Source organism: Fodinicurvata halophila, from assembly GCF_042651425.1.
GTDB lineage: Bacteria > Pseudomonadota > Alphaproteobacteria > Kiloniellales > DSM-21159 > Fodinicurvata > Fodinicurvata halophila.
Genome location: NZ_JBHSCW010000003.1, coordinates 123,208 through 146,831, shown reverse-complemented (window position 1 = coordinate 146,831; position 23,624 = coordinate 123,208). Strand labels below are relative to the sequence as shown.

Genomic DNA, 23,624 nt, shown 5'->3' with positions numbered 1-23,624 from the left:
GGCCGCAGCTCTGCCCGGCCTCCTGAGCCTCTTCCTCTTTACCTTCTCCCGGAACAGACAGCAGAAAAAACTGCACACGCGCCTCCTCAGACAGGAGAATGAGTTGCAGGAAGTCCTTAACGAGCTGCGCCTCCTGCGCGAAGCCGTGGACATCACACCCAGCCCCTTTGCCCTCTATGATCGGCACAACCGCCTGCTCGTCTGGAACAAGAGTTACGAGAACATCCATCACGAGGCCTTCCGCAAGCTGCCGCGCCCCATTGCCTACGAAGACGTAATACGGCTGACCCTCAACAATGAATTGTCGGAAGAGGAAGCGGATCAGCAAGTCGCCATCCGCCTGCGTGCCCATCAGGTGGCCGATGGACGTCCCAGCGACCATCTCTACCCGGACGGCCGCTGGTTTCGCATCCTCAAGAAACGGACCGCCAGCGGTGCCATTGCAGGCTTTGCCACCGACATCACCGAACTCAAGCATCGCGAATTCGAACTGGAGCAGGCGAACCGTGTCGCCGAACTGGCCAGCGTGGCGAAATCAGAGTTCCTCGCCATGATGAGCCACGAACTGCGCACACCGCTCAACGCGATTATCGGATTTTCCGATATCATCCGCAATGAGGTGTTCGGTGAAATCCGCGTGGGCCGCTACCGTGGCTACGCGGAAGACATCCACAACAGCGGCCAGCATCTCCTGCAGGTGATCAACCAGATTCTCGACATGTCGAAGGCGGAAGCCGGTAAGCTCGAGATCGGCGACGAGGAAGTCGAACTCAAAGACCTTCTAACACGGGCCGTCACCATGGTGACCCCCCGTGCTCGACAGGATGGGATCGCCTTGCTCCAGGAGCTTCCCGAGGAAGCAATCCCGTTTCGCGGGGATTCCGTCAGGCTCCTGCAGATTCTGCTCAACCTGCTCTCGAACTCGGTCAAGTTCACACCGAAGAACGGCACGGTTCATGCCAGCCTCCTGGACACCCCCAGCGGCGTCGAGTTCGTCATCCGTGATACGGGCATCGGCATTTCCAAGGACGACATGGAAAGGGTGCTAGAACCCTTCTATCAGGCCCTTTCCCCAAGCACCCGGGGGCATGAGGGAACCGGTCTTGGTCTTCCGCTTACGAAGCGGCTGATCGAACTGCACGGCGGGCGCATGGAAATCGAGAGCGCCCCTGGGGAAGGAACGACGGTACGTGTACTCCTGCCTGCGGATCGCATCACCATCGACCCGCCCGGAAAAACCACGGCCCTCACCGCCTCCACTGGCTCATAATCCCGCTTCCACTTCAACCCGCTGCCCCTTGCGGGATCGGCGCCAGCTGGAGGGAGTCATGTCAAACTCACCCCGGAAGCAGCGGGCGAAATGCGAGCAGGAGTCGAAGCCGGTGGCAATTGATATCTCGGTGATCGAGAGTTCGGTGAAATGCACCAGCCTGCGCGCTTCCTGCAAGCGCAGGGAGCGATAGACCTTCTGGGGAGCAGCCTGGAACGTGCCGTGGAAGAGGCGCTCGAGGTGGCGCACGGACAACCCCACTGCTGCCGCCAATTCCGCACTCGACAGTGGCTCCTCTATGTTCTGCTTCATGATCTCCAGGCAAGTCGCAAGCTTCTCGGGCAAGGCTGTACTCTGAGGCTCCGGAGTCTCCGGCAATACGGGATAGCGGCTGCTCCGGGCGACACTGCTGGACAGTGTCCGGCCATGATCCTGGCGCAGCTGTTCGAACATCGCTTCGAACGCGCTCCCACCTCCGGCCCAGGTCAGGCGTTCACGGTCCAGTACGAAGGGATGCGCTGGCTCTGGAACAAGATCGAACGTCTCACGGAATGCCAGATGATAGCCCGAGCCAAGAGCAAAGCGATAGCCGCCCAGAAGACCGGCACGGGCGAGAACCCAGACCCCGGCATCCACGCCGCCCAGCAAACAGCCACGCCGGGACAGCTGGCGCAGCCAGTCGAAGACATTCCGATTGGCATACGAGGTTGCCTGATTGCCGGCAAAGACAACGAGACGATCGTAGTCCGTGGACTCGCCCGCCAGCGATCGTCCCGAAACCGGGATTCGACTGGCGCTTTCGACAGCCTGGCCACTCCCGGTCACGACCTCCCAGCTGTAAAGCTTCTGCCGGGCCACGTCGTTGGCCAGCCGCAGTGTCTCGCAGCAGACCGAGAAACTGACGAGATCGAATCCCGGCAGGATGAAAAGGCCATAACGTACCGTGCTCATGAGATCCGACTCTAAAGTCATTGTGGACAAGCATCTTCTGGCCGAGCCAAGCATGAAAGCCTAAACGCTCCCGGGCGGCAAAAAAATGGCGGGCGATCGAAATCGCCCGCCGAAAAACGCACGGGAGCGCGCTTGAAAGTTCAGGCCGTGGCCTCAGCCCCCTCGGGTTTGCGGCCGGGCGTGCGCGCGGTCTTGCGCATGTTCGTCTTCACGTGCTTGCTGTTGTAGCCGTTGAAGAGATGGCCAATGAGTCCCCGATCCAGGTCCGAGGTCCCGAACAGCCAGTCCATGATGGGGAAGGTCAGGTTCATGTTTCTTTCCATCATGATCGACTGATTGTGGTGGGCCGTATGATGACGGCGTAGTGTGTTGACGAGAGGCATGTTCCGCACGAAGGCATTCTCGTCGACATGGCAGCAGAAGTGCATGAACTCATAGATCATGTACATGCTGGTCGTCGTGCACATGGTCAGCCAGCCGACGTTGGCTGAAAATATCCAGCCCAACAGCAGAGCTCCTGGAATCGTCATCAGGATGAAGGCACCCAGGGCATAGGGAGGGAAGAAAGTTACGCGCCAGTCACGCGAGCCGTCGAAGCGCATCTCCTCGTCCGTGAAGAACTGGTGGTGCATCAGGGTGTGGCGCGTATAGACCGCACGCAGTAGCTTGTTCTTCTGCGGTCGGTGCATGATGTGACGGTGCAGGAACCATTCGAAGAAATTGCAGAACAGGAAGACAGCTGGAACGGCCAGCCATTCCCACCATTGAACGTTCTGGATATTGGAAATGTAGAGGATCATGGCCGCAAGGCCGACACCGTATATGACGGCCACGTGCAGTGGGCCATTGTACCATTTGGCGATACGTCTCCGGTATTCCTCGCGGAAACGCGCCTGGCGTTCTGGCATCATGACGTGAATCTCCTTTGTTTCCGTTTAACCTTATTCGTAATATATCACAGATAGATCAGCTGCCAACCCATAGATTGCCTCCGCCTTGCTCGACTGGGCAAGCGTGCAGCAGGCTCAGGACTAGGCTGATAATCCCCAGATGTTCGGTGTCAGGGCGGAAGCGTACCCCGAGACAAAAGGACGGCTCCGTCCGCTGGCCGGCTCGTAGACCGAACGCTCCACCACGCCGATATTCGCCCCATAGAGGTGGATGGAGATGGAGACCTGGTCCTCAAAGGCATTGATGACCTCGTGTATGTCTCCTGCTTCAGGTGACACGAAGGCTATATCTCCGGGATTGAGCACTTCGTGCCGTCCCGGCACCAGCCCTCCTTCATCTGCGACCTCGTATGCCTGTGAGATCTCGGACCCCCTCAGCATCCCGATCAGGCCCCAGGTTTCATGATTGTGGATCGGGGTCTTCTGACCGGGACCCCAGACAAAGCTGATCAGGCTGAAGCGTTCAAGCGGATCGCAGTGCAGGAGATACTGCTGGTAATGATCGGGGTGCGCTGCGGCGAACTCCTCTGGCAACCAGTCATCGCAGGAGATCAGCTCTTGCAGTTGCATATGGCAGAAGTCGACGAACTCTTGAGAGTCCGTATCGCCCTCAGCTTCCGCACGGCTCGTTACCTGCTTGATGACGTTCCGCAGTCGCGCCAGGCCGGCGAAATTTGTCATGCCGCGTCGTTCTTCTCTTTCTGCTGCAGTGCAAAGATGGAGGTATACCCTCCACTCCAATCCGGTGGAATCAGGTGCGGGCGGCCGTCATGATGGGCCCATTTGGCCGGTTTTCCCCGCACGCATTGCTGATAGTACTTGGTCTTCAGCGGATTGTAAGTGTAGGGCATGGCATCGGCTGCGGACAAGACATTGAGCAGCAGGGGGCGGCCAGCATCCGACCTATTGGGTTCCGAACCGTGGACAGTGCGATAGTTGTGCAGGGTCAGAGAGCCAGCTGGCCCGCAGAGATACTCCGCCTTGTTTGTCGCCACACGCTTGAGATCCTCCTCACCGATATGGCCGGTCCAATTTCCTTCGCTGTCGTAATGATCAAAGATTTCCGTTTCGTGACTGCCGGGCACGACCCCCAGAGGTCCCTGATCCATGCCGCAGTCATAGAGATAGGTTCCCACGGTCAATACCGCCGGGTTGGTGTGCGGGAAGAAAGGGGCGTCCTGGTGCCATTTGACTTCGGTGCCCCCCTTGGCCCATTTGAAGTTCAGCTTGGATTGATGGAACTTCACGTCCGGCCCCAGAAGATCCGCCAGAAGGTCCCCCAATCTCGACTCCACGACGTAGTTCCAGAAGGTTACATCCTCGTCATTCGGGCTGGAAACGCGGCGCAGGCGAGGATCGTCCGCCGTGTGCCCGGGCTCGAGATCAAATACGGAATCCGACTGTGTGACCGTTCGGCTGCGTTCAACCAGCTTGTCCACGGACGCACGCAGTCGCTCCAGCCACGCGTCCTCCAGGAACTTCTCGACCAGAAGATATCCCGTCTCGAAATAGGACTCCCTCTGCTTCTGGGTCAGGACACGGGGTGGATGGGACAGGATATCTTCGGGTGTCATGGCGTCTCCTCTCCTGCCGGGTCGTTGAGCTCCGGCCGTTTATCGCCGTCCGCAGACGGCAGAATCGAGCATTGAACCACCTATTCGTTCAGCAGATGGTCGATGTCCTTGGTGGTCATTTCCCAATCGTTGTTGAAGTTCGCGACCGCCTTGCGCATGAAGCTGTCGTAGTGTTCCAGGGCTTTTCGGTCGTCCTGGAAATGATCCGCCAGAATGGCCAGGGCCAACTGGGCCGGCGCGTCACCTTCGTAGGTCCACTCGAACCCCTCCTCGGAAAGGGTCTTCAGGTCAAACCGTGGATCCAGCGGTTGGCCGTCCACGGTCACCTGAGGCCCGTCCATCGTGCGCTGTCCAAGGTAGGTCTTCACGGTCAGCTCCTTTCGTATTCAACTGATATATCATATTTCTGGGCAATCTTCCATCATCTGCCGCCTCACTGCGCACGCCCCGCCTCCGATCAGTTGAACAGAAGCCTGGGTAGCCAGAGCACCGTCTGCGGGAAGGCCATGACTATGCCCATGGTAATGGCTTGCAGAGCCAGGAAGGGCACCACGCCCCGGTACATGTCCGTCAGCTTAATCTCCGGCGGCGCAATGCCGCGCAGATAGAAGATCGCAGGCGCCATCGGCGGTGTCAGGTAGCCTGTCTGGATCACGATCAGGAAAAGAATGCAGAACCAGACCGAATCGAACCCCATCTGCGTCACGATTGGCGTGAAAATCGGTATGAAGATCAGAAGAATGGATATCCATTCCAGGAAGAAGCCCAGGACGAAAGCCATCAGCAGGATGAACAAGAGCAGCAGCCAGGGGCTGAGATCCATTCCCAGCAGGAAATCCGAGATCATGCTGCCGCCGCCCATGGAGAAGAAGACCCCGGTGAAGACCGTCCCGGCCAGCAGGATCAGCATGATCATGCAGGTCACCCGCAGAGTCTTCATGATCGCCTCCCAGAAGAGGGAGAGGGTCAGTGACCCGTAGGTCAGCGCCAGGATAACGGCTCCTGCGCTGCCGATCGCCGCGGCTTCGGTGGGAGAGGCAACGCCGGCCAGGATCGAGCCCAGCACTGCTATGATCAGCATGAGGGGCGGCAGGAGCGCCTTTGCGGTGATCACCAGCTTCTGCCCCAGCGGCATCTGCACTTCGTCTTCCGGCCGCGGACCAGCCTCAGGTCGCAGCGTACAGAGGCCGATGGTGTAGATGATGTAGAGCAACGCCATGATCAGTCCGGGTATCATGGAACCGGCAAACAGCCAGCCGATGGAAACGTCGGCAAGCGGTCCCATGACAATCAGCACCACTGAAGGCGGAATGATGGTGCCAAGGGATCCGCCGGAACAGATGGATCCCGCAATCAAGCCCTTGTCATAGTTGTACTTCATCATTGCCGGAATGGCGAGCAGGCCCACCACCGTCTCGGTGGCGCCCACTACACCCGTGGAGGCTGCGAAGATGATGCACATGATGATGGTGCCGACAGCGAGGCCACCGGGCAGACGCCGCACCCAGATCTGGATGGCATCGAACAGGCGTTCGGCAATGCCCGAGCGCTCCAGCAGGGATCCCATGAAGACGAAGAGTGGAACCGCTGCCAGGATATAGTTGCTGGCCAGGCTTTCGACACGCCCGACAAACTGCCAGATCAGGGCATCCCCATAGATGAATATGCCAAAGACGAGACCGACCCCGAAAAGCGCGAATGCAATATGAATGCCGAGAAAGATCAGCGCCAGAAGCGCCAAGAACATGAGAAAGGCTGCAAGTTCCATTACTCGGCCTCCTCAAGACTGGCGGACTGTCCGACGAGGACGGAGAGACACTTCAGGCTTTCGGCCACCAACTGGATGGCCAGAAGAACGAAACCTATCATCATGCAAAGGCGAAACGGCCAGATGACGGGGTTCCAGGCCGACTGGCCGGAGGTCTCCTCGAACATCAAGGCTTCCTCGTAGTACATGAAGAGCCCCCAGGACAGCCATATGGTAAAAGGCAGCATGATGACCGCATAGCCTAGGAAATCGATTGCCGCCTTGGTTTTCGGCCCTCGGAAGGCATAGATCAGGTCGATGCGGATATGCGCCTTTTCCTTCAGGGTATAGGCCATTCCGAGCAGGAAGTGTGCCCCCATGCCCATGTAGCCCAGCTCATAGGCCCAAATGGTCGGTGCCCCGAAGACATAGCGGGCAAAGACTTCGTAACAAGTACTCAGGATAAGCGGTATGATGATGAGCGCGGCGATGATGCCGCTGCTCTGCGTGATCTTCTCGAGAAATCGCGCAACGATAAGCATTCAGGCCTTCCCCGTCCCGCCATGCGCTTGCGTGGAAAGCGTCGTGGGCGGTCCCCGTTCACTGCGAAAAGCAGCACTATGGTCTGAAAAGAGATAGCCGAACAGACCTGCGGACGGAGATTCCCCCTGAACCTCCGCCCGCAGTGTCCGATCAGGCTTTATTCGGTGTCCAAGCCGAGCGCCCTGGTTTCAGGCACAAGGCGGCGATATGACTCCGCATCAGCCCAGAGCTTCTCGAATTCACGCTGGGACTCCCAGACACGGTCGAACCATTCATTTTCCTGAGACTGCTTATTGGCCCACTCGATCCCGATCTCGCGCGCCTTGACCTGCACCTCCGGATCAAGCTCGACGATCTCCAGTCCCTCTTCCTCGAAGAGTTTCATGGCCGCTGCACTTTCATGGCCAACCTTCATCCAGGCTTTCAAGGTGGTCAGTTCGGCCGCCGTCTCGATCAGCTGGCGATCACGCTCGTTGAGACTGTCCCAGACCTCCTGGTTGACCTGCAGTTCGAAGGGCGCCACTGGCTGGTGAACGCCTGGAACAATAATGTAGTCGGTGACCTCGTAGAACTTGGGATAGGTATCTTCCCAGGGCGTCCCCCATTCGGTGGCATCGATCACGCCACGCTCCAGCATGGGATAGATCTCGTCGCCTGCGGTGGTCACCGGTGAAGCTCCAAGCTCCTTGGACATGTCGATCCAGGCGCCGGCCGTGCGCAGCTTGAGGCCCTCCAGATCCTCCAGGCTTTGGACCTTCTTGCGGGAATTCAGAAACGTCTCTGCCGTACGCGTGAACAATGGCATGCCGACCACGCCGAATTCTTCCTGCCGCCATTCCTTCCAGAGCTCGACGCCACCGCCCTCGTAGAGCCAGTGCATCATGCGTTCGTCATCCATGGTGCCGGCAAAACCGCCGAAGGCCACAGCCGTGGTATCGCGGCCCCAGTCGTAACCGGGCCAGGTGTGACCCATGTCGGCAATACCGCGGCGCACGGAATCGGTCACTTTCAAGGGCTCGCCGATCGCGCCGCCTTGGAAGACCTCGACTTTCATGCGCCCGTCGCTGAGCAGTTCCAGCCGATCGGCAAAGGCTTGGGCGCCGATATCCATGAGGGGGCCGCCACCCCAGCCGGTGGCCATGCGCCACTCGTAGGTGTCCTGTGCCTCCACACTGCCCACAATAGCAACTGTGGCCAGCGTCGCCGCCAAGGATGTGGTTTTCATAAAGGATTTCATAGACATGGGTCCTCCCTTCCCTTGTTTGATTTGTGCTGCCTGATAGTTCTGATGCAGACAGATTAGATATGACTGATATATCTATTAGGAGGTACGCTATTGCAGCTTTCTTTTGACGTCAAGCAGCAGAGGGGAGGCTTTTTCGTTTGACGCTAAAAAATCGGAATTGAATTTCAGTAAAGATGAATATAATATGAATCTTTATTTGCCGGGATAGAACCTGCCTGCACACGCGCTGTCTCTCTCAGACGGGCTGCTCCAGTGTCCGCAACTCGGAGTCCCGCGTGAGGAATCAATACCGTGTGGGCGCATCCAGGCTGGCACGCGTAAAATCCTCGATATAATCCATCAGATCGTCGCTGGCCTGCATGGCCTCTTCGGGATTCCCCTGGGAAATGGCCGTTGCTAGGGAGGCGTGGAGACGCGCGCAGAGCGGCAGGTCCAGTACTTCCTTGTAGTGAGAGTACCAGAACCGCCGCGAAAGGCTCTGGATCAACCCGATGGCATTGGTGATGTATTCGTTGCGCGAGGCCTGACAGAGCAGCTGGTTCAGCCTGCGATCCAGCCGCATGAAGGTGATGTCATCCTCGTTCTCCGCAGCCTTTGTCATGCCTTCCGCCAATTGGCGGAATTCTTCCTTTTCACCGCTACTGGCCCGGCGCGCACTGCAACTGGCCATCAGGCGCTCCAGCTCACGCCGCACTTCCAGCAGCTTGAGCTGACGCGTGACATTGATCTCGGAAACAAGGATTCCGCGCCGCGGCAGGATGACGATCAGCCCCTCACGGGAGAGACGCTGGAGAGCTTCGCGGATCGGCGTGCGCCCGATACCAAGCTGCTTGGCAAGCTGCGCTTCGGAGAGCACCGCTCCGGGCGCAAGCTGAAGCGTGACAATCAACTCCTCAAGCCGCTTGTAGGCTCTCTCCGTCAGGCTCTTGCCCTGTTCGGTGGTATCGGATTCTGATTGGTCCAGGGGGTCTGTCTCCTCGTTAAGGCTCACCTCGTCGCGCTCCTCCCGCAAAGCGGTCCGGGGACATCCACCGGATCAACCGTATCAACATCACTGCAATTGAATACTAATGTTGCTTGCGCTTTTCAACCATGGTGAGAAAGGACTCATACTCCGCCTCATTGATGCTGTAGGAGTGATCGTCATCCGGAAAGGCCCCTGACTTCACCTCCTCGACATATTTTTGCAGTCCATCGACCGCAACCTCTGTCAGGTTGGCATAGCGCTTCGTGAACTTCGGCTTGAAGTCGGTAAAGACGCCGAGCAGGTCGTAGGAAAGCAGGATCTGGCCATCGGTTCCCGCCCCGGCCCCGATGCCGATGGTCGGAATCTCCAGCTGTTCGGAGATCACCTTGGCGATCGTGGCAGGTACCGCCTCGAATTCCAGCATGAAACAGCCGGCATCCTGGATCGCCAGCGCATCCTCCAGGATCTTCATGGCGGCCTCGGCCGTCTTGCCCTGGATCTTGAAACCGCCGAACATGGCGATGGTATGCGGCGTGAGCCCGATATGCGAAGCGGTTGGAATTCCGGAATCGACCAGGGCCTTGAGGATATGTGCCTGGCTCTTGCCGCCCTGGGGTTTTACCGCGTCGCAATCCGCCTCCTGCATGAAGCGGGTGGCATTGACCAGGGCCCGATCTACAGTGTTGTAGCTCTGATAGGGCATGCAGCCGAGCACGAAGGTGTTGGAAGCCCCCCGGCGCACGGCCAGGGAATGCATGACCATCATTTCCATGGTGGCCGGGATGGTGCTGGCATGGCCATGGGCCACCATGGCAAGACTGTCGCCGACGACGCAGACATCGACCCCGGCCATTTCCGCCCAGCGTGCCGAGGTATAATCCGGCACGGAGGTATAGACCATCTTCTCGCCGGACTCCTTGGCGTCACGGATTTCCGTAATGCTGCGCTTCTTCTTCTCTGTCGCCACGACAGGCCTCCTCCTTGATTACTGTTTGCTGATCGACGCTTGATATATTAGTAACATGCTTAAAGCCTGCCGCTTCGGGGGTCAAGCGGTCGCTTGGCTGAGCATCGCGGTCCCGGAAAAGCCGTACATGAACAAAGGATTACTCATGGACTCCAGCTTATGCCGCTAGCCGACATCCTGGCCTGGCTCCTGACGGCTCTCGCCACTCTGTCCGCCTGCCTCCTGGGACTGAATCTCGCCTATTCAGCAAGGCGCATCAATCGACCGAAAGTGCTGGCCTCCTTCTCGGGAGATGTCGTGATTTTCTTCTTGATCTTTGCAGGCCTGACCCCAGTAGCAGTGACCGTCTATTCAGCATTTCTCTCAAGTTTATGGCCTGTTTTCATAATTGTATTCGGACTAGTGCTTTTGTCAGCGCCACTCTTCCATCAGGTCCTGCCCGAAAGTCTGCGCAATACACTGCAAGGCGCGATAATTCTTGGTATCTTTTGCCTTATAATTTTGGTTTTACAATTCATTTGGCTCATAATTTGAGAGCGAAGAAGAACACTATTTGGAACCTTCCATAGAAAGAACTGAGGACACTGCATAATTTGTAATCCGATAGTATTTTTAAGGAATACGGGTCCGCGCTGAGGTGGATGACGGCAGCAAAATAAAAATATAGCTGCAATCTCAGGCGTAAAAAGCCTCTCCGAATCAATTCGGAGAGGCTTTTTGTTCTCTTTCTCTCGCAATTCCTATTGTTAATGCCCTTCGTACATACCTGGAAAATACATCGTTTCAGCTTTCGCTGGGGGCTCGTGAAGCGGCAGGTTGTGTACAATATACTGAGTAACTTCGACGTGTGGTTTTCCAGAATTGGAACCGGGGCAATACAGGAAGAAAGGATAGGATCGTGAGTCTGCAACTGAAAGAAACGGAAGAGCAGGCGCAGGATGACATGGGCCACAAGCTGCGGCTGCGGCGCAAGGTGAAGGGGCTGTCGCTGCAGGAGATTGCCGTGCATAGCGGCATCTCCATCGGCCAGCTCAGCCAGATCGAACGCGGGCTTTCCTCGCCCTCGCTCAAGTCCCTGCGCCAGATCTGCGCCGCCCTCGACATGCCCATGGGCTGGCTGTTCGATGCCGGCGGCGAGCCACAACCGGGCGACAACGGCGTCATCGTGCGCAACGACAACCGCCGGCATCTGGACCTCGGCAGCAAGGGCATGAGCAAGGAACTGCTCACCCCCGACGCCTGCCCCGGCATCCAGATGATGGAAATCGCCATCCGCCCCGACGGCGTCTCCAGCGACCGACCCTACAATCATCCCGAAGGCGCCAAGTGTGGCACCGTCCTCGAGGGCATCCTCGGCCTCGAAGTCGACGGCCGTAATTACCGCCTCGACGTCGGCGACAGCTTCGCCTTCAACGCGCAAAGACCCCACCGTTTCTGGTGCGATGGAGGCCTGACCTGTCGGGTGCTGTGGGTTGTCGCCCCGGCTCTTTACTGAGGCTCTTTCACAACTATGAGAGAACTTAGGTGCTCTGCCCTGTCACACAGACATTGCAGAGTGCGAGGAACTTTGAACTTGCATCGTCGGGAACCGGAACGCTGATCGTTTCGAAGCCCTCCGGGGAGCGTTCGCTGTAGTGCAGCGTGCCACGCAGCCCACTGATGCACCCCTGAGCCGTCACCTTGTATGCACAGTGCAGAAACAGGTCGCGAAACTCTGGCCACGCGGCAAACACCTGGGATGCGGTTTTGCCCGTGGACTCCACCGCCATGAGCCTTCCAATTCGATTGCCCACGACGCGCAGATGAAAATCATTATCCCCGTGTTGGCTGTAGAGGATAAGGTTTACTATAAGGTCCTTGAATTCAAAGGGAATCGCCGCCCGGAATGCCGATGGGGATTGTTCCTCAAGCAGGCGATTAACCCGTGTGACGAAATCGATGTTCTGCGAAGTCTGCGGGGTCGTGATAGGAACGGCCTCTATTGCTACGAGCGTGCCATACGACAGGTGCGCCTGCATGTTTTCCTCGAGGATGACGAAAGTTCCGGAAAACCGATGAGAACCTTATAAAAGGGATTAATGGCTCAGAATGACGAATAACGATTTAAGAAGGCTTAAAGCATGACAGGGATCGCCTTTGTACAACAGCGCTACCTGCCGGTGGAAGAGGCCGGTATTCCCATTCAGGACTGGGGCTTCCTGCATTCCGATGCCACCTATGACGTGGTGCATCTCTGGAAGGGGCGCTTCTTCCGGCTGGAAGACCATCTGACACGCTTCGAAGAGAGCATGGCCGGACTGCACCTGAGCTGTCCCCACGACAGGGATGGCATCCGTGAGATCCTGAAGGAATGCGTACGGCGCAGTGGCCTGCAGGACGCTTACGTGGAGATGATCTGTACGCGCGGCCTGCCCGCTCCCGGCTCCCGCGACCTCAGGACCTGCCGGAACCAGTTCTATGCCTTTGCGGTTCCTTTTATCTGGCTGGCGAACGAGGAGCAGCGCGGCCGTGGCCTGCACCTGGCCATCAGTCCCGTGGAGCGGATCAACCCGAAATCCGTCAACCCGGTCATCAAGAACTACCACTGGCTGGACTTCGTTCGCGGTCTCTTCGATGCCTATGAGCGCGAGGCGGAAACCACCGTCCTGGTGGATGGAGAGGACAATGTCGTCGAGGGCCCCGGCTTCAATGTCTTCGCCATCCACGGCCAGCGCCTGGCCACGCCGGCCAGCGGCATGCTCCAAGGGATCACCCGCCGTACCACGCTGGAGCTTGCGGAAAGCGAGGGCCTGGAGATTGCCGAACGCCCCCTGCCCGCCGATGAACTGCGCACTGCGGACGAGGTTTTCATCAGCAGCACCGCCGGCGGTATCATGCCGGTCAGCCGGATCGATTCCCGACCGGTGGGCCAGGGCGTTCCCGGCCCGATCACGGAGCGCCTGACACGCGCCTATTGGGCATTGCACGAAGACCCGACCTACAGCAGCGAGGTCTGATGGCTCCTTTACCAGGGTAGCACCTCACCTCGGTAGTCCAGAAAGGTTCCGCTCTGCGCAGCGCTCAGTCCGTCCAGAACGCTGATCAGCTGGGTTGCCGCCTGTTCCGGGCTACGCACGTTGAGACCCTGCTTGGAGTAGGGAGCTGTAAGCGGGGTTTCCACTGTACCTGGATGCACGGCAACGCAAATCGCGTCCGGACATCTACGTGACAACTCGATCGAGGCCGTTCTCACCAGCTGATTCAGTGCGGCTTTCGAGGCACGATAGGCATACCAGCCGCCATAGCCGTTGTCCCCAATGCTGCCCACTCGAGCCGACAGCGTCGCGAACACGGCTTTGCCACGGCGTGGAAACAGTGGCAGCAGATGCTTCATGAGAAGTGCCGGCCCTATGGCATTGACGCAAAACGATTTCTCCAGGTGCGCTGTCTCCAGGTGTCGCCAGCTTCGTTCCGGGCGAAACCGCTCGTCGTGCAGGAATCCGGTCGCATCGAGGACCAGGCGCAAGGCAAACTCGCTATCTGAGATTTCCGTTGCCAGCGCCTGGATGCTCTCTTCATCCTCGAGGTCGACCCTTGGAGTGCCGCTTCGGGAGGCTTCGAATACACGCGCGAAGCACCCCGAGCCGACGAGCCCGTGGGCGACCGCCCGGCCAATACCTCCCGACGCCCCCAGAACGAGGGCCGATCCCCCCTCGGGAAAGGAGTCCAGCTGTTCCGCCATGCAAGCTTCTCCCTGATACCAAGGAAGGAACTGTAAGCCTTTGACGGAAAGACAAGGCCACCCTCGGAAAAGGACAGCACAATCCACTCAAGGGGCAACCTGGTAAAGCCGCAGGGCTTCCAATGCGTGCAGACGAGCCGCCCGTTTCGGGTTCGGATCGGTCTGTGTCGCGACAGCTTCCAGTTTTGCGAGCCAAACGAGCGGAAGATCGTGCTGACGCGCGCCTTCCAGGCACAAACGGTGATACCAGTCATAAGGCAGCAGATCCTTGCGCGTCTGCCGGGGCAGATAGGTCACCACCGGAACATCGCCGTCCTCCGCCAGAGAGAAGACCACGAAGGAATCGGCTCTGTCGTAGCCCTTTCCGGCCGCCTCCGCACGGTCCAGGGCGGGCAGGTCCGCCCTTGCAATACCGAAAAGAACGCCGTGGGCCTCACCCTCGCTGTCGGGAAGCAGCCCGGCTTTTGCCGAACCGTCACGCCCCGGCTTCACGAAGTCCACGCACCAGCCTTGTACAACGGCACGACCGAGAGGTCGGGCCGATGGGCAGCGCGCCTGAAGACGCGTGGTCAGCATGTTCGAGCCGTAGGCGAAATAGAGGAAGCTCATGGCGAACAGACTATGCCGGTCCCAGCACCGGGTCACGGTCTATGGCATTGGCCGTAACCCGGCTAAGCGGAGAACTCAGCAGGCGCTCTTCTGCGGTGTTCTCTCGACCGCCAGGCCGAACCAGGGACGCAGCCGGGTTCCCAGCCAGTTGCCGGCCAATGCCGCCACGATCCAGACCCAGCCATGGAGACTGCCCGAGGCAATGCCACTGAAATAGGCACCGATGTTGCAACCGAACGCCAGGCGGGCGCCATAGCCCAGTAGCAGGCCGCCGATGATTGCCGCCATAACGGATCGCCGCGGCAGCTTCCAGACCGGCGCGAACTTGCCCGCCAGACCGGCGGCCAGGAAAGCACCGATGATGATGCCGAAGTTCATCACGCTGGTGATGTCGGCAAAAACCGTCTGCTCCAGCGACGCGGCACGAGCGGGACTGGACCAATAGCCCCAGGAGGCTACATCCATGCCCCCCGCCCCCAGGGCCTTGCTGCCCCAGAGTGCGAAGGCCGATGTGACTCCCCACGGCCGTCCGGCCAGTGCCAGAGTGATGAAGTTCAGCACGGCGAGAGCGAGTGCGCCCCAGACAAGCGGCCAGGGCCCGCGCAGGAAGCGCCGGCAGCCCTGTGTCTGGCTGTCCACGCCCTCTAGCAACCTGCCGTGCCGGCGCCTCTCCAGCCAGATGGTGCCCAGATAGATCATGCCGAAAACCGCCAGGTTCGCGAACAGAGCCGGCAGCCAGCCGAAGCTGTCCACCAGGGAGACCGGCTGGAATGCCGGCTGTTCCTGCCACCAGGGCAGATGATAGGCGCCCAGGACGGACCCGGCGATGAACCCGAACAGGGTTATGACCATGCGAGTGCTGCCGCCCCCCACGGTAAAGAGCGTTCCGGAAGCGCAGCCCCCGCCGAGTTGCATCCCCAACCCGAAGAGAAAGGCGCCGATGACGACTGAGATCCCGACTGGAGCCACGAAGCCGGAGACCTCGCGACCAAACAGCTCTCCGGATGCCAGTGCCGGGAAGAACAGGGCGCAGGCCAGCGCCAGCATGATCATCTGGGCGCGCAACCCCGCCCCACGACGATCCGAGAAGAACACGCGAAAGGCCGAAGTGAAGCCGAAAAGAGCATGATAGAGCACCAGCCCCAGGCCGCCACCCACCAGGAACAGCCAAGCCTGGCGCCCATTGACCACTTCGCTCAGGAAGATCGCCCCCAGGAGCAGCAGGGCCAGCCCCGAGGTGACGATGCGCAAATCCGTGGCACGCAGTGGCGCAGCAAAGCCTTTCGCGCCATCCAGAGTGATGTTGCTCATGGCAAATACTCTTTAGTAACTGTGAAATATAATATTAACGCGATAATTGCGCATATTTTTTCGGTGATCAAGAAATTTCACGGTACTTAGTCGCAGTATGAATGCTTATCAGCCTTGCGCATTTCGCAAGGGCAGAGAGGAATTATCTTATTTCAAGGCGTTACAAGGAACGCGCCTGAGCAACATAATACACTTGGAAAATGGTTTATTTCGATGAGGGAGGCAACTCGACAGGGTGCCCATGCGGCGTGCTCAGATAGGCCTCTTCCCACTCTCGCCGGCGCAGCCGGAGCGCATCGGGTGCCGTCAGACCCTTGATCTGAAGCAACTCCTCCAGGGCCGCAAGCCAGCAGTCATAGTAACGTGCGCCTGTCGTGTCCGGGCCGTTGCAGGCTTCGTCCCTGGCTATGGCGCGCCCAAGGGCGTCGCTCCATTCCATCCGGGAGAAATGTCCAGTCTCCTGTAGACTGATCGCCAGGGCAAAGGCCTGGGCCTGCCAGGGATAGTCAAAGGGTGGAGGATGCGCTTCGCCGTGCTGGTCCCAACGATCCTCATCGCGCATCGAGGTGGGGCTCCCAAAGGTCGATATGGACGGAATCCTTCGGCGATGCTTCATCACCCCAGAGCTCACGCGCCGAGAAGCGAACCGTGTAGAGATGCTGCGGCTGTTCGCCCTGCCCCATTGCATGGGCGTCAGCAAACACATGGGCCCCGTGATGCAGGGCCACTTCGCCGCACTTGTCACGCGCATAGCGCGGCAGGCGGGTATGACCGGCAGGATGGATATTCCGGGTGCGGACAGCATCCCCCACCGAGAACCGGGGGACTGCGGATACCTCCCGTGCCGTGGGCACGCCCCGGGACAGGATTGCCCGCACCCGATCGGCCGTGACGGGCGGATCTGATCGTTCTGCATCCAGGGCCGCACGGCCCTGGCGAAGTTCTTCGCCGGAAAGCAGGCCGTTCTCCACCGCCAGATCCACCAAGGCGGCAACCCAGCGTTCGTAATACGACATGGAGAGATAGTCAGCCGGCGGCAGTGCTTCCCTGGCATAGCGCGAGCGGTCCAGGTTCCAGCGTTGCCATCCGGCCAACGCCAGGGTCATGGCCAAGGCCCTTGCCTCCCAGTCTTCATGGAAGATCGGTTCGTCTTCCTCGATGGGGATGGGGCCGAAGCCATGCATCCCGCCCATGTCGTGAACACCGTTCATTGATCTCCCCTCCCCGGTTCAAGAACCTTGGAGACACCAATCATGGAATCCCGTGTCACCAGTTGGGCCAGCGCCTCTTCCGATAGGCTCTCACTGCCTTCCGGACGCTGTGGCAGGACGAGATAGCGCATCTCCGAGGTGCTGTCCCAGACACGCACTTCGACCTCCTCCGACAGGTCCAGGCCGAACTCTCGCAGTACAGAGCGCGGTTCGCGGACCACGCGCGCCCGGTAAGCCGAGGACTTGTACCAGGCTGGCGGCAGCCCGAGGACGGCCCACGGATAGCAGGAGCAGAGCGTGCAGACGACGACGTTATGGAGTTCGGGCGTGTTCTCCACGACCTTGAGATGCTCGCCCTGACGCCCACCGTAGCCCAGCTCTCCGATGGCTGCCGTGCCGTCTGCCAGCAGGCGCGCGCGATAGTCCGGATCGCTCCACGCCCGCGCCACCACGCGTGCCCCGTTCATGGGACCGACTTCCTCGCTGTAGACCTGGATAAAGGCCTCAAGCGCCGCAGGGTCGACCAACCCCTTGTCCACAAGCAGGGATTCCAGCGTCTTGACCCTCAGTTCCGGATCCGAAGGCAAGAGACTGTGCGGGTGATCGTGCGAATGACTGTCCTGGGTCATGGAATTCTCCCTACCGGGCATTCTAGACGTGAAAGCCGCATCCGTTCAAAATTCTTTGCCCATTTTTGACAGAGATGGAGCAGCTTGCCGCTCCTGAAGGCGCTACCTATCTGTAAAAGGCACGCCCGACCGCCCACCGCCCCCTCGGGCACCAGGATCGGACCGAAGACTCTGCTTCAGGAGAAAGCCTTGGATATCTTTGAAGCCATTGAGCAGGATCACCAGGAGATACGACACCTGATCCATCGTCTTCGTGGTGTGGAAGAAGAGGACCGCACGCAGCAGGAGAAGGTTTTCGAAGAGCTCAAGGCCCTCCTCCTGCATCACCATGAAGCGGAGGAGCGCACCTTCTTCCATGCCCTGCTCGATAACAGAGATGCTCGACATGAAGGCATGCATGCCCTGCAGGAACATGGCGAACACAAGAAAGTGCTGGAGCAGATGGGCGACATGCGCCCCGGCAGCGACAATTGGTGGGACCGCTTTGGCGAACTCGAACACGACATCCTGCACCACCTCGAGGAAGAGGAGGAGGATATTTTTCCGCTCGCCCGCAAGGTCTTCTCCAGCCAGGAGGCCAGAGCGCTGGGCACACGGATCGGCCAGGTCAAGGGCGGCCTGAGCGCTCACGGCTGAATGAAAGAAGCCGCCGGCACCGAGGAAGGAAAAGATCGTCGTTGGCTGGAAAGATTCCTGAGCTCGCGCCACTCCCCTGTTGCCATGGGTGGCCTCTCCTTCCTGGAAAGCACGATTCTTGCCGTTCCGCTGGAACTGATCCTGGTCCCCTACATGCTCGCCAACCGCAATCGCATCTGGTGGATCGCGGCCCTGGTAACGCTGGGGTGCCTGCTTGGCGCACTCTGCGGCTACCTGGTGGGCATGGCGGCCTACGACACACTGGGCAGCTGGCTGATCGAGCGTTTCGGCTGGCAACAGGCCGCGGCCACCTTCCAGATGGAATTCAACGAGAACGGTTTCGTCGCCATACTTCTGGTGGGTGTCAGTCCGGTACCGTTCCAGATCGCCATGCTGACTGCCGGCGCCAGTGGCTACTCCCTGCCGCTCTTCCTGCTTGCTGCGGCTCTTGCCCGCGGCTTGCGCTATTTCGGGCTCGCCCTCCTGGTCGTGATTTTCGGCCGGCGCGTGGAGGGCCTGCTGCAGAGGTGGCAAATCCGTAAACGCACGCTGCTCCTGGGCATGATACTGCTTGCTCTTGCAATTACCCTTTTCCTGGTGCTCTCGGGATGAGAGGCGGTCGGCCACAGTTCCATGACCCAAGATGCCCACAAGAAACGCCCTGTCGCTGTTTGCGAACGATCTATATATCTGAAAGACTTAACGCGGAATAGAAAATACCCGATGCTAGGCATACCTGTCCTGTGGAACGGTCCCGGTGCCCGGGGCTGTGCTTTTGCCTCCCCCTCTCTCAAACTCCAGTCAATGATTCGGGGCATCCGTTACCATGCCGCTTGAGAGCCACTTCGGTCCCGTTCTTTACTTTCGAGGCGCAGACAGCACCCACTGGCGGGTTCGTGCCCTTATCGGCCTGAGCGAGGAAATGCAGCCGCCGCCGGTACAAATTCAGAGTGGCGTGGTTCCTGCCAAGCACCTCGACACGAGGCTGGGCCTCGCCATCTGGTGTTACGATCTCGAATTCCCGCGCCTGGCAGAGGATCATAGCGCACACTACGGCATCGGTGAGGAAAGCTGGACGGTCTGTATCCCGGGCACCGAGAGCGGCCTGCATCTCGCCTTTACGGCCTGCAACGGTTCAGAAACCGGGAATCTCGATTACCCGGAAGAGAATCGGAACCGGCTCTGGAACCGGCTCCAGGATGCCCACCGCGTCACGGCCTTCCACCTGCTGCTTCAGGGTGGCGATCAACTCTACGCCGACCCCGTATGGGACAGGGTGCCGGAACTGGCACGGCGCGTGGACGGCCAGAAGCCCGACACCAAGGGGCCGGGCGTTGCGCGGGAAACCGTTTCCGCTATCCGCGACTATTATTTCGAGCGTTACGTCAAACTCTGGTCCCAGCACGAGCTTGCGCCCCTGCTGGCCAGCATCCCCTCCCTGATGATGTGGGACGACCACGATATTTTCGACGGCTGGGGATCACACCCGCCGGAATGGCAGGCCAGTGAACCTTACAGGAGCGTCTACGACGGTGCACGACGGGCATTCCGGATCTTCCAGCTCGGCCTGGCGCCCGAAGGGGAAGCCGATCCCCATCACAACGGCTTCTTCAGCAAGAGTCTGAGCCATCTCGGCTGGGTCTACAGGATCGGGGATGTCGGTCTGCTGGCCCCCGACCTGCGCAGCACCCGTACGACCAGCCAGGTCATGTCCCGTAGCGCATGGCAGGGCCTGGAAGCTGCCCTCGACCACCTCAATGGCTGTCGGACACTGATCCTGCTGTCCAGCGTACCGCTGTTGAACCTGGATCTCACCCCGGTCGAACGCCTGATGGTCTGGTTCCCGCGCCAGCAGGGCTATCAGGACGACTTGCGCGATCAGTGGCAGTCCTTCGCTCACAGACGCGAATGGACACGCATGATGAATCAGCTTTTTGCCTACGCCAAGCGCAACGAGGCACGTATCCTGGTGACCTCCGGGGAAATCCACCTGGGTGCCTTCGGGCGCGCTCACAATGAGCGGCACCTGATCCACCAGCTTATTTCTTCGGGAATTGTGCATCCACCCCCGCCCCGGGCCTTCGCGTCCGCGCTTTCCCTGCTCAGCCTGATCCTTCGTCCCTCGGCACGAGGCATACGCACCCGCATGCAGCCCATTCCCGGCTTTGGGCGGCGCTATCTGGCCGAACGCAACTGGCTGGAACTCGACCTTCCGGCAAATGCCGGTCCCCGGGCGCGCTGGCACGCCGAGGAGTCCGGCATCAGTGCCTGGGTGGAGCTGAAGTAACCTCGCCTCAGGTCCGCTCCACGGAGAAGAAACGCTCAAGCCTTTCGAAGACCAGGTCCGTCACGATGGCCAGCAGGGCGACCAGGATGGCCCCCTGCAGCACAAAGGCGACATTCTGGCTGACAAGACCCGAGATGATCGGCGTGCCCAGACTGCGCGCGCCGACCGTGGAGGCAATGGTGGCCGTACCGATATTCACGATGACCGAGACACGGATCCCTGCGGTGATCACCCGCATGGCCAACGGCAGTTCGACACGTGTCAGTATTTCCCGCTTCGACAGGCCCATGCCACGAGCTGCCTCCAGGGTTGCCGAAGGAACCGTCTCCAGGCCGGCCATGGTATTCTGCACGATGGGCAGGAGGCCATAGAGCGCAAGTGCCACCAGAGCGGGCTTGAAGCCGAACCCTGCCAAAGGAGCCACCACGGCCAGCACGGCGGCAGGGGGAAAGGTTTGCCCGATGGCACTGATGGCCGAAATGACCGGCTTGAATTCCTCCCCCACGGGCCGCGTGGCGAAAACCCCTGCGCTCACCCCGACAATCACCGAAATCAGGCTGGAGGCCGTGACGAGGAAAATATGATCCAGCACCAGGTCGGGAAAGCTGTGACGGGTGTAGACCGGCTTGTCGATACCTGGAAACAGCCAGTCGAAAAGCGGTCCCGCCTGCCCCATGAAGAGGGTCAGCAGGATAAATACCAACGTGAGCCAGGGCAGGATCCCCAGCCGGGGCGCTCTCGCAGGCAGACTGCCGATGCCTATCACGGCCGCTCCACCACGTTGTTGAGCCCGACTTCGCCGGTCAGGCGCCCTTCGGCATCCACGACCGGCAGCCAGTCGGTCTTGCGCCAGACCATGTGGGACAAGGCCTCCTTCAGACTCATGTCCGGCGTGGCATGGCTTTCCCTACCGAGCGGCCGCAGGCTCCTGTCCAGGTCATCGTCGCCTGTTGGCGCTTCCGTCAGCAGACCCTCTATCTGTCCTTCCGGCGAAAGGAGCCACAGGTGATCCGACGTTCCAAAGTGGTTGCGGATGCTCTCGAGTGGATCATTGCGCAACGCGGAAGGAGCTGGCTCAAGCCGCGTCTCCACCGACTCGCAGGCCAGCATCTTGAGGCCGAGATCCGACTGTCCGACGAAGTTCAGGACGAAATCGTTGGCCGGAGTATTGAGTATCTCCCGCGGCGTGCCAACCTGAACCAGTCGTCCCTCGTCCATGATCGCGATGCGTGAAGCCAGCTTCAGGGCCTCGTCCATATCGTGCGTCACGAAGACGATGGTCTTGCCGGTTTCCTCGTGGACACGCCGCATCTCTTCCTGCAGGGAATCACGGGTGATGGGGTCCAGAGCGCCAAAGGGTTCATCCATCAGCAGCACCTCCGGGTCCGCGGCAAGGGCGCGCGCCACGCCGACCCGCTGAGCCTGGCCGCCGGACAGCTGGTGGGGATACTTGTGGCGGAACTCCGAAGCGTCGAGATGAAACAGGTCGAGAAGCTCCTCGACACGCTGCCGGACCTGCGACGATGACCACTTGAGCAGGCGCGGCACGACGGCAATGTTCTGCTCGACCGTCCAGTGAGGAAACAGCCCGATGGACTGGATCGCGTAACCGATCCGCCGGCGCAATTCTTCTGCACGCACCGACGCGATATCCTGACCTTCGATGCGTATCGTGCCCGATGAAAGCGGTATCAGGCGGTTGATCATCTTGAGCGTGGTCGACTTGCCGCTGCCGGAGGGGCCGATCAGGACACAGAGATCTCCCTTGCCCACGGACAGCGTAACGGAGTCGACAACGTTCTTTCCGTCATAGGTCTTGGTAACCTGGTCGAGCTCGATCATGTGGCACCTTTCCGTCGGCTGAGCGAAACGAGAAGCTGAAGCAGGCAATCGGCCAGAACGGCCAGTATTATAGTGGGAATCGCTCCCAGAAGTACGAGATCTATGGCGTACTGTCCCAGTCCATTGAACACGAAGGTTCCCAGCCCGCCTGCCCCGATCAGTGCCGCCACCACGGCCAGGCCGATGGACTGGACCACGACGATGCGCAAGCCGGACAACAGTACAGGAAGAGCCAGCGGGACCTCCACCCGCCAGAGAATCTGGCGCGGTGTCATGCCCATGCCCTGGGCGGCCTCGATCGCGGCGGGCGGGACCTGGGCGAAGCCGGCGTAGGTGTTGCGTGCGATCGGCAGAAGGGCATAGAGCACCAGCGCAATGATGGCGGGTGTGGAACCGATCCCGCGCACCCCCAGTTCGCGAAACAGGGGAACGGCCTCGCCGAGCGAGGATAACGGAGCCACAAGCAGGCCGAAGAGCGCGATGCTGGGTATGGTCTGGAAGACGTTCAGCGTACTGAACAGACTGCTGCGCAGGCGCAATCGGCGCAAGCCCAACAGGCCCAGGGGCACGCCGATCACGAGTGCTGGCCCCAGCGCCGAGAACACCAGCATCATATGTTCTCCCAGCGCCCCGGCAAAGGCCTCTCTCCGATTGGCGTACTCGCGCATGATGGAGAGCTGGTCCAGTGCCCCGCTGAGAAACAGGAGCACCAGCGCCGCAAAGGCAAACAGTGCGAAGAACACCTGCGTGAAGACCGACCGCGTCATGCGCTGAAGCACGTCGATCATCATGAGACAGAGGCAGAAGACCTGCACCCAGAAGGCACTGCTGAGAGAGACACGAACCGCCGGAGCGGCATCTTCCAGGTTGCGCGCGGCAAAGTTTCCGGCCGCATAAACCACCAGCAGCAGGAGGAGCAGACAGGCAACGAGTGCGACATGCCCGAACATCCCGGGCCATCGGTGCCAGTACACGGCCATCAGGGCCACGAGTGCCAGCAATCCGCCTGCCAGGGCCAACTGCCCGCCCGTCAGCGCCGCCCAGAAGCTGTAGGGCTCCCCCGAAACCAACCGGTTGGGCGCCATGTTGACAAACGGCAACAGCAGGGTCGCAGCCAGAGCCAGAACCAGCAGGGTTACAATGACGCGGTTTGGTTTCATGGA

General features: G+C 59.9%; 27 protein-coding genes. 7 read left to right on the top strand and 20 right to left on the bottom strand.

Translation table 11 applies throughout. The annotated features are described in order from the left end of the window. The first annotated feature begins 103 nt into the window (after nucleotides 1–103). The gene (locus ACFOW6_RS05510) at nucleotides 104–1,270 is read left to right on the top strand and encodes a sensor histidine kinase (protein WP_382421338.1); all 1,167 of its coding nucleotides are present in this window, start codon (nucleotides 104–106) and stop codon (nucleotides 1,268–1,270) included. Here the strand turns inward: ACFOW6_RS05510 and ACFOW6_RS05505 are convergent. From ACFOW6_RS05505 to panB, 10 genes are all read right to left on the bottom strand, one after another. Beyond that, nucleotides 1,265–2,221 carry a GlxA family transcriptional regulator gene (locus ACFOW6_RS05505; RefSeq protein WP_382421337.1) on the bottom strand — a complete coding sequence of 319 codons (957 nt, stop codon included), beginning with the start codon at nucleotides 2,219–2,221 and terminating at the stop codon, nucleotides 1,265–1,267. The two genes, ACFOW6_RS05510 and ACFOW6_RS05505, sit on opposite strands and share 6 nt — an antisense overlap. 140 nt (nucleotides 2,222–2,361) lie before the next feature. Next, nucleotides 2,362–3,132 carry a sterol desaturase family protein gene (locus tag ACFOW6_RS05500; protein WP_382421336.1) on the bottom strand — a complete coding sequence of 257 codons (771 nt, stop codon included), beginning with the start codon at nucleotides 3,130–3,132 and terminating at the stop codon, nucleotides 2,362–2,364. Between the two features lie 120 nt (nucleotides 3,133–3,252). After that, nucleotides 3,253–3,852: a cysteine dioxygenase family protein gene (locus ACFOW6_RS05495; protein WP_382421335.1), complete on the bottom strand. Its 600-nt coding sequence runs from the start codon at nucleotides 3,850–3,852 to the stop codon at nucleotides 3,253–3,255. Then, on the bottom strand, nucleotides 3,849–4,745 hold the full coding sequence (locus tag ACFOW6_RS05490) for a phytanoyl-CoA dioxygenase family protein (protein ID WP_382421334.1): 897 nt from the start codon (nucleotides 4,743–4,745) through the stop codon (nucleotides 3,849–3,851). Before ACFOW6_RS05490 ends, ACFOW6_RS05495 begins: the two co-directional genes overlap by 4 nt. An 80-nt stretch (nucleotides 4,746–4,825) precedes the next feature. Then, nucleotides 4,826–5,113, bottom strand: a complete 288-nt coding sequence (locus ACFOW6_RS05485) for a DUF6166 domain-containing protein (protein WP_382421333.1) — start codon at nucleotides 5,111–5,113, stop codon at nucleotides 4,826–4,828. Nucleotides 5,114–5,202: 89 nt separating this feature from the next. Further along, nucleotides 5,203–6,513 (bottom strand): TRAP transporter large permease, encoded by a 1,311-nt coding sequence (locus ACFOW6_RS05480; RefSeq protein WP_382421332.1) that lies wholly within the window; start codon nucleotides 6,511–6,513, stop codon nucleotides 5,203–5,205. Next, a complete protein-coding gene (locus ACFOW6_RS05475; protein WP_382421331.1) occupies nucleotides 6,513–7,034 on the bottom strand; it encodes a TRAP transporter small permease subunit in 522 nt (173 codons plus the stop codon). The genes ACFOW6_RS05480 and ACFOW6_RS05475 overlap by 1 nt, the downstream gene beginning before the upstream one ends. Before the next feature lie 158 nt (nucleotides 7,035–7,192). Further along, on the bottom strand, nucleotides 7,193–8,260 hold the full coding sequence (gene dctP, locus ACFOW6_RS05470; protein WP_382421330.1) for a TRAP transporter substrate-binding protein DctP: 1,068 nt from the start codon (nucleotides 8,258–8,260) through the stop codon (nucleotides 7,193–7,195). Between the two features lie 304 nt (nucleotides 8,261–8,564). Further along, on the bottom strand, nucleotides 8,565–9,272 hold the full coding sequence (locus tag ACFOW6_RS05465) for a GntR family transcriptional regulator (RefSeq protein ID WP_382421329.1): 708 nt from the start codon (nucleotides 9,270–9,272) through the stop codon (nucleotides 8,565–8,567). A 76-nt stretch (nucleotides 9,273–9,348) separates the two neighbouring features. Beyond that, nucleotides 9,349–10,215 (bottom strand): 3-methyl-2-oxobutanoate hydroxymethyltransferase, encoded by an 867-nt coding sequence (panB, locus tag ACFOW6_RS05460; protein ID WP_382421328.1) that lies wholly within the window; start codon nucleotides 10,213–10,215, stop codon nucleotides 9,349–9,351. A 93-nt stretch (nucleotides 10,216–10,308) separates the two neighbouring features. Here panB and ACFOW6_RS05455 point away from each other — a divergent pair, with 93 nt between their 5' ends. Both ACFOW6_RS05455 and ACFOW6_RS05450 read left to right on the top strand, forming a co-directional pair. Further along, the gene (locus ACFOW6_RS05455) at nucleotides 10,309–10,749 is read left to right on the top strand and encodes a hypothetical protein (protein WP_382421327.1); all 441 of its coding nucleotides are present in this window, start codon (nucleotides 10,309–10,311) and stop codon (nucleotides 10,747–10,749) included. 364 nt (nucleotides 10,750–11,113) lie between these two features. Next, a complete protein-coding gene (locus tag ACFOW6_RS05450; RefSeq protein WP_382421326.1) occupies nucleotides 11,114–11,710 on the top strand; it encodes a cupin domain-containing protein in 597 nt (198 codons plus the stop codon). A gap of 25 nt (nucleotides 11,711–11,735) precedes the next feature. On the opposite strand, the gene ACFOW6_RS05445 is transcribed toward ACFOW6_RS05450, so the two are convergent. Then, the gene (locus tag ACFOW6_RS05445; RefSeq protein WP_382421325.1) at nucleotides 11,736–12,233 is read right to left on the bottom strand and encodes a hypothetical protein; all 498 of its coding nucleotides are present in this window, start codon (nucleotides 12,231–12,233) and stop codon (nucleotides 11,736–11,738) included. Between the two features lie 102 nt (nucleotides 12,234–12,335). Between ACFOW6_RS05445 and ACFOW6_RS05440 the strand changes: the two genes are divergently transcribed. Next, complete coding sequence (locus tag ACFOW6_RS05440) at nucleotides 12,336–13,211, top strand: aminotransferase class IV (RefSeq protein WP_382421324.1); 876 nt, start codon at nucleotides 12,336–12,338, stop codon at nucleotides 13,209–13,211. A gap of 8 nt (nucleotides 13,212–13,219) precedes the next feature. Here the strand turns inward: ACFOW6_RS05440 and ACFOW6_RS05435 are convergent, their stop codons facing one another. From ACFOW6_RS05435 to nthA, 6 genes are all read right to left on the bottom strand, one after another. Continuing rightward, entirely contained in the window at nucleotides 13,220–13,936 is a 717-nt protein-coding gene (locus ACFOW6_RS05435; RefSeq protein WP_382421323.1) for an SDR family NAD(P)-dependent oxidoreductase, read from the bottom strand. 87 nt (nucleotides 13,937–14,023) lie between these two features. Then, on the bottom strand, nucleotides 14,024–14,545 hold the full coding sequence (locus ACFOW6_RS05430; RefSeq protein WP_382421322.1) for a gamma-glutamylcyclotransferase family protein: 522 nt from the start codon (nucleotides 14,543–14,545) through the stop codon (nucleotides 14,024–14,026). Nucleotides 14,546–14,620: 75 nt separating this feature from the next. After that, nucleotides 14,621–15,856 carry a YeeE/YedE family protein gene (locus ACFOW6_RS05425; RefSeq protein WP_382421321.1) on the bottom strand — a complete coding sequence of 412 codons (1,236 nt, stop codon included), beginning with the start codon at nucleotides 15,854–15,856 and terminating at the stop codon, nucleotides 14,621–14,623. A gap of 205 nt (nucleotides 15,857–16,061) precedes the next feature. After that, complete coding sequence (locus ACFOW6_RS05420; protein ID WP_382421320.1) at nucleotides 16,062–16,418, bottom strand: nitrile hydratase accessory protein; 357 nt, start codon at nucleotides 16,416–16,418, stop codon at nucleotides 16,062–16,064. Continuing rightward, the gene (nthB, locus tag ACFOW6_RS05415) at nucleotides 16,408–17,067 is read right to left on the bottom strand and encodes a nitrile hydratase subunit beta (RefSeq protein ID WP_382421319.1); all 660 of its coding nucleotides are present in this window, start codon (nucleotides 17,065–17,067) and stop codon (nucleotides 16,408–16,410) included. Before nthB ends, ACFOW6_RS05420 begins: the two co-directional genes overlap by 11 nt. Continuing rightward, entirely contained in the window at nucleotides 17,064–17,696 is a 633-nt protein-coding gene (gene nthA, locus ACFOW6_RS05410; RefSeq protein ID WP_382421318.1) for a nitrile hydratase subunit alpha, read from the bottom strand. Before nthA ends, nthB begins: the two co-directional genes overlap by 4 nt. Before the next feature lie 189 nt (nucleotides 17,697–17,885). On the opposite strand from nthA, the gene ACFOW6_RS05405 reads away from it, so the two are divergent. The 3 genes from ACFOW6_RS05405 (at nucleotide 17,886) to ACFOW6_RS05395 (ending at nucleotide 20,619) form a co-directional block, all read left to right on the top strand. After that, nucleotides 17,886–18,332, top strand: coding sequence for a hemerythrin domain-containing protein (locus ACFOW6_RS05405; protein ID WP_382421317.1), 447 nt, complete (start codon nucleotides 17,886–17,888; stop codon nucleotides 18,330–18,332). Further along, nucleotides 18,333–18,944 carry a YqaA family protein gene (locus ACFOW6_RS05400; protein WP_382421316.1) on the top strand — a complete coding sequence of 204 codons (612 nt, stop codon included), beginning with the start codon at nucleotides 18,333–18,335 and terminating at the stop codon, nucleotides 18,942–18,944. 214 nt (nucleotides 18,945–19,158) lie between these two features. Next, nucleotides 19,159–20,619, top strand: a complete 1,461-nt coding sequence (locus ACFOW6_RS05395) for an alkaline phosphatase D family protein (protein ID WP_382421315.1) — start codon at nucleotides 19,159–19,161, stop codon at nucleotides 20,617–20,619. Nucleotides 20,620–20,626: 7 nt separating this feature from the next. On the opposite strand, the gene ACFOW6_RS05390 is transcribed toward ACFOW6_RS05395, so the two are convergent. From ACFOW6_RS05390 to ACFOW6_RS05380, 3 genes are read right to left on the bottom strand one after another with little or no spacing between them, the layout of a single operon-like run. Then, on the bottom strand, nucleotides 20,627–21,385 hold the full coding sequence (locus tag ACFOW6_RS05390; protein WP_382421314.1) for an ABC transporter permease: 759 nt from the start codon (nucleotides 21,383–21,385) through the stop codon (nucleotides 20,627–20,629). Next, complete coding sequence (locus ACFOW6_RS05385) at nucleotides 21,382–22,461, bottom strand: ABC transporter ATP-binding protein (RefSeq protein ID WP_382421313.1); 1,080 nt, start codon at nucleotides 22,459–22,461, stop codon at nucleotides 21,382–21,384. The genes ACFOW6_RS05390 and ACFOW6_RS05385 overlap by 4 nt, the downstream gene beginning before the upstream one ends. Then, nucleotides 22,458–23,621: an ABC transporter permease gene (locus ACFOW6_RS05380; RefSeq protein WP_382421312.1), complete on the bottom strand. Its 1,164-nt coding sequence runs from the start codon at nucleotides 23,619–23,621 to the stop codon at nucleotides 22,458–22,460. Before ACFOW6_RS05380 ends, ACFOW6_RS05385 begins: the two co-directional genes overlap by 4 nt. Nucleotides 23,622–23,624: the final 3 nt, after the last annotated feature.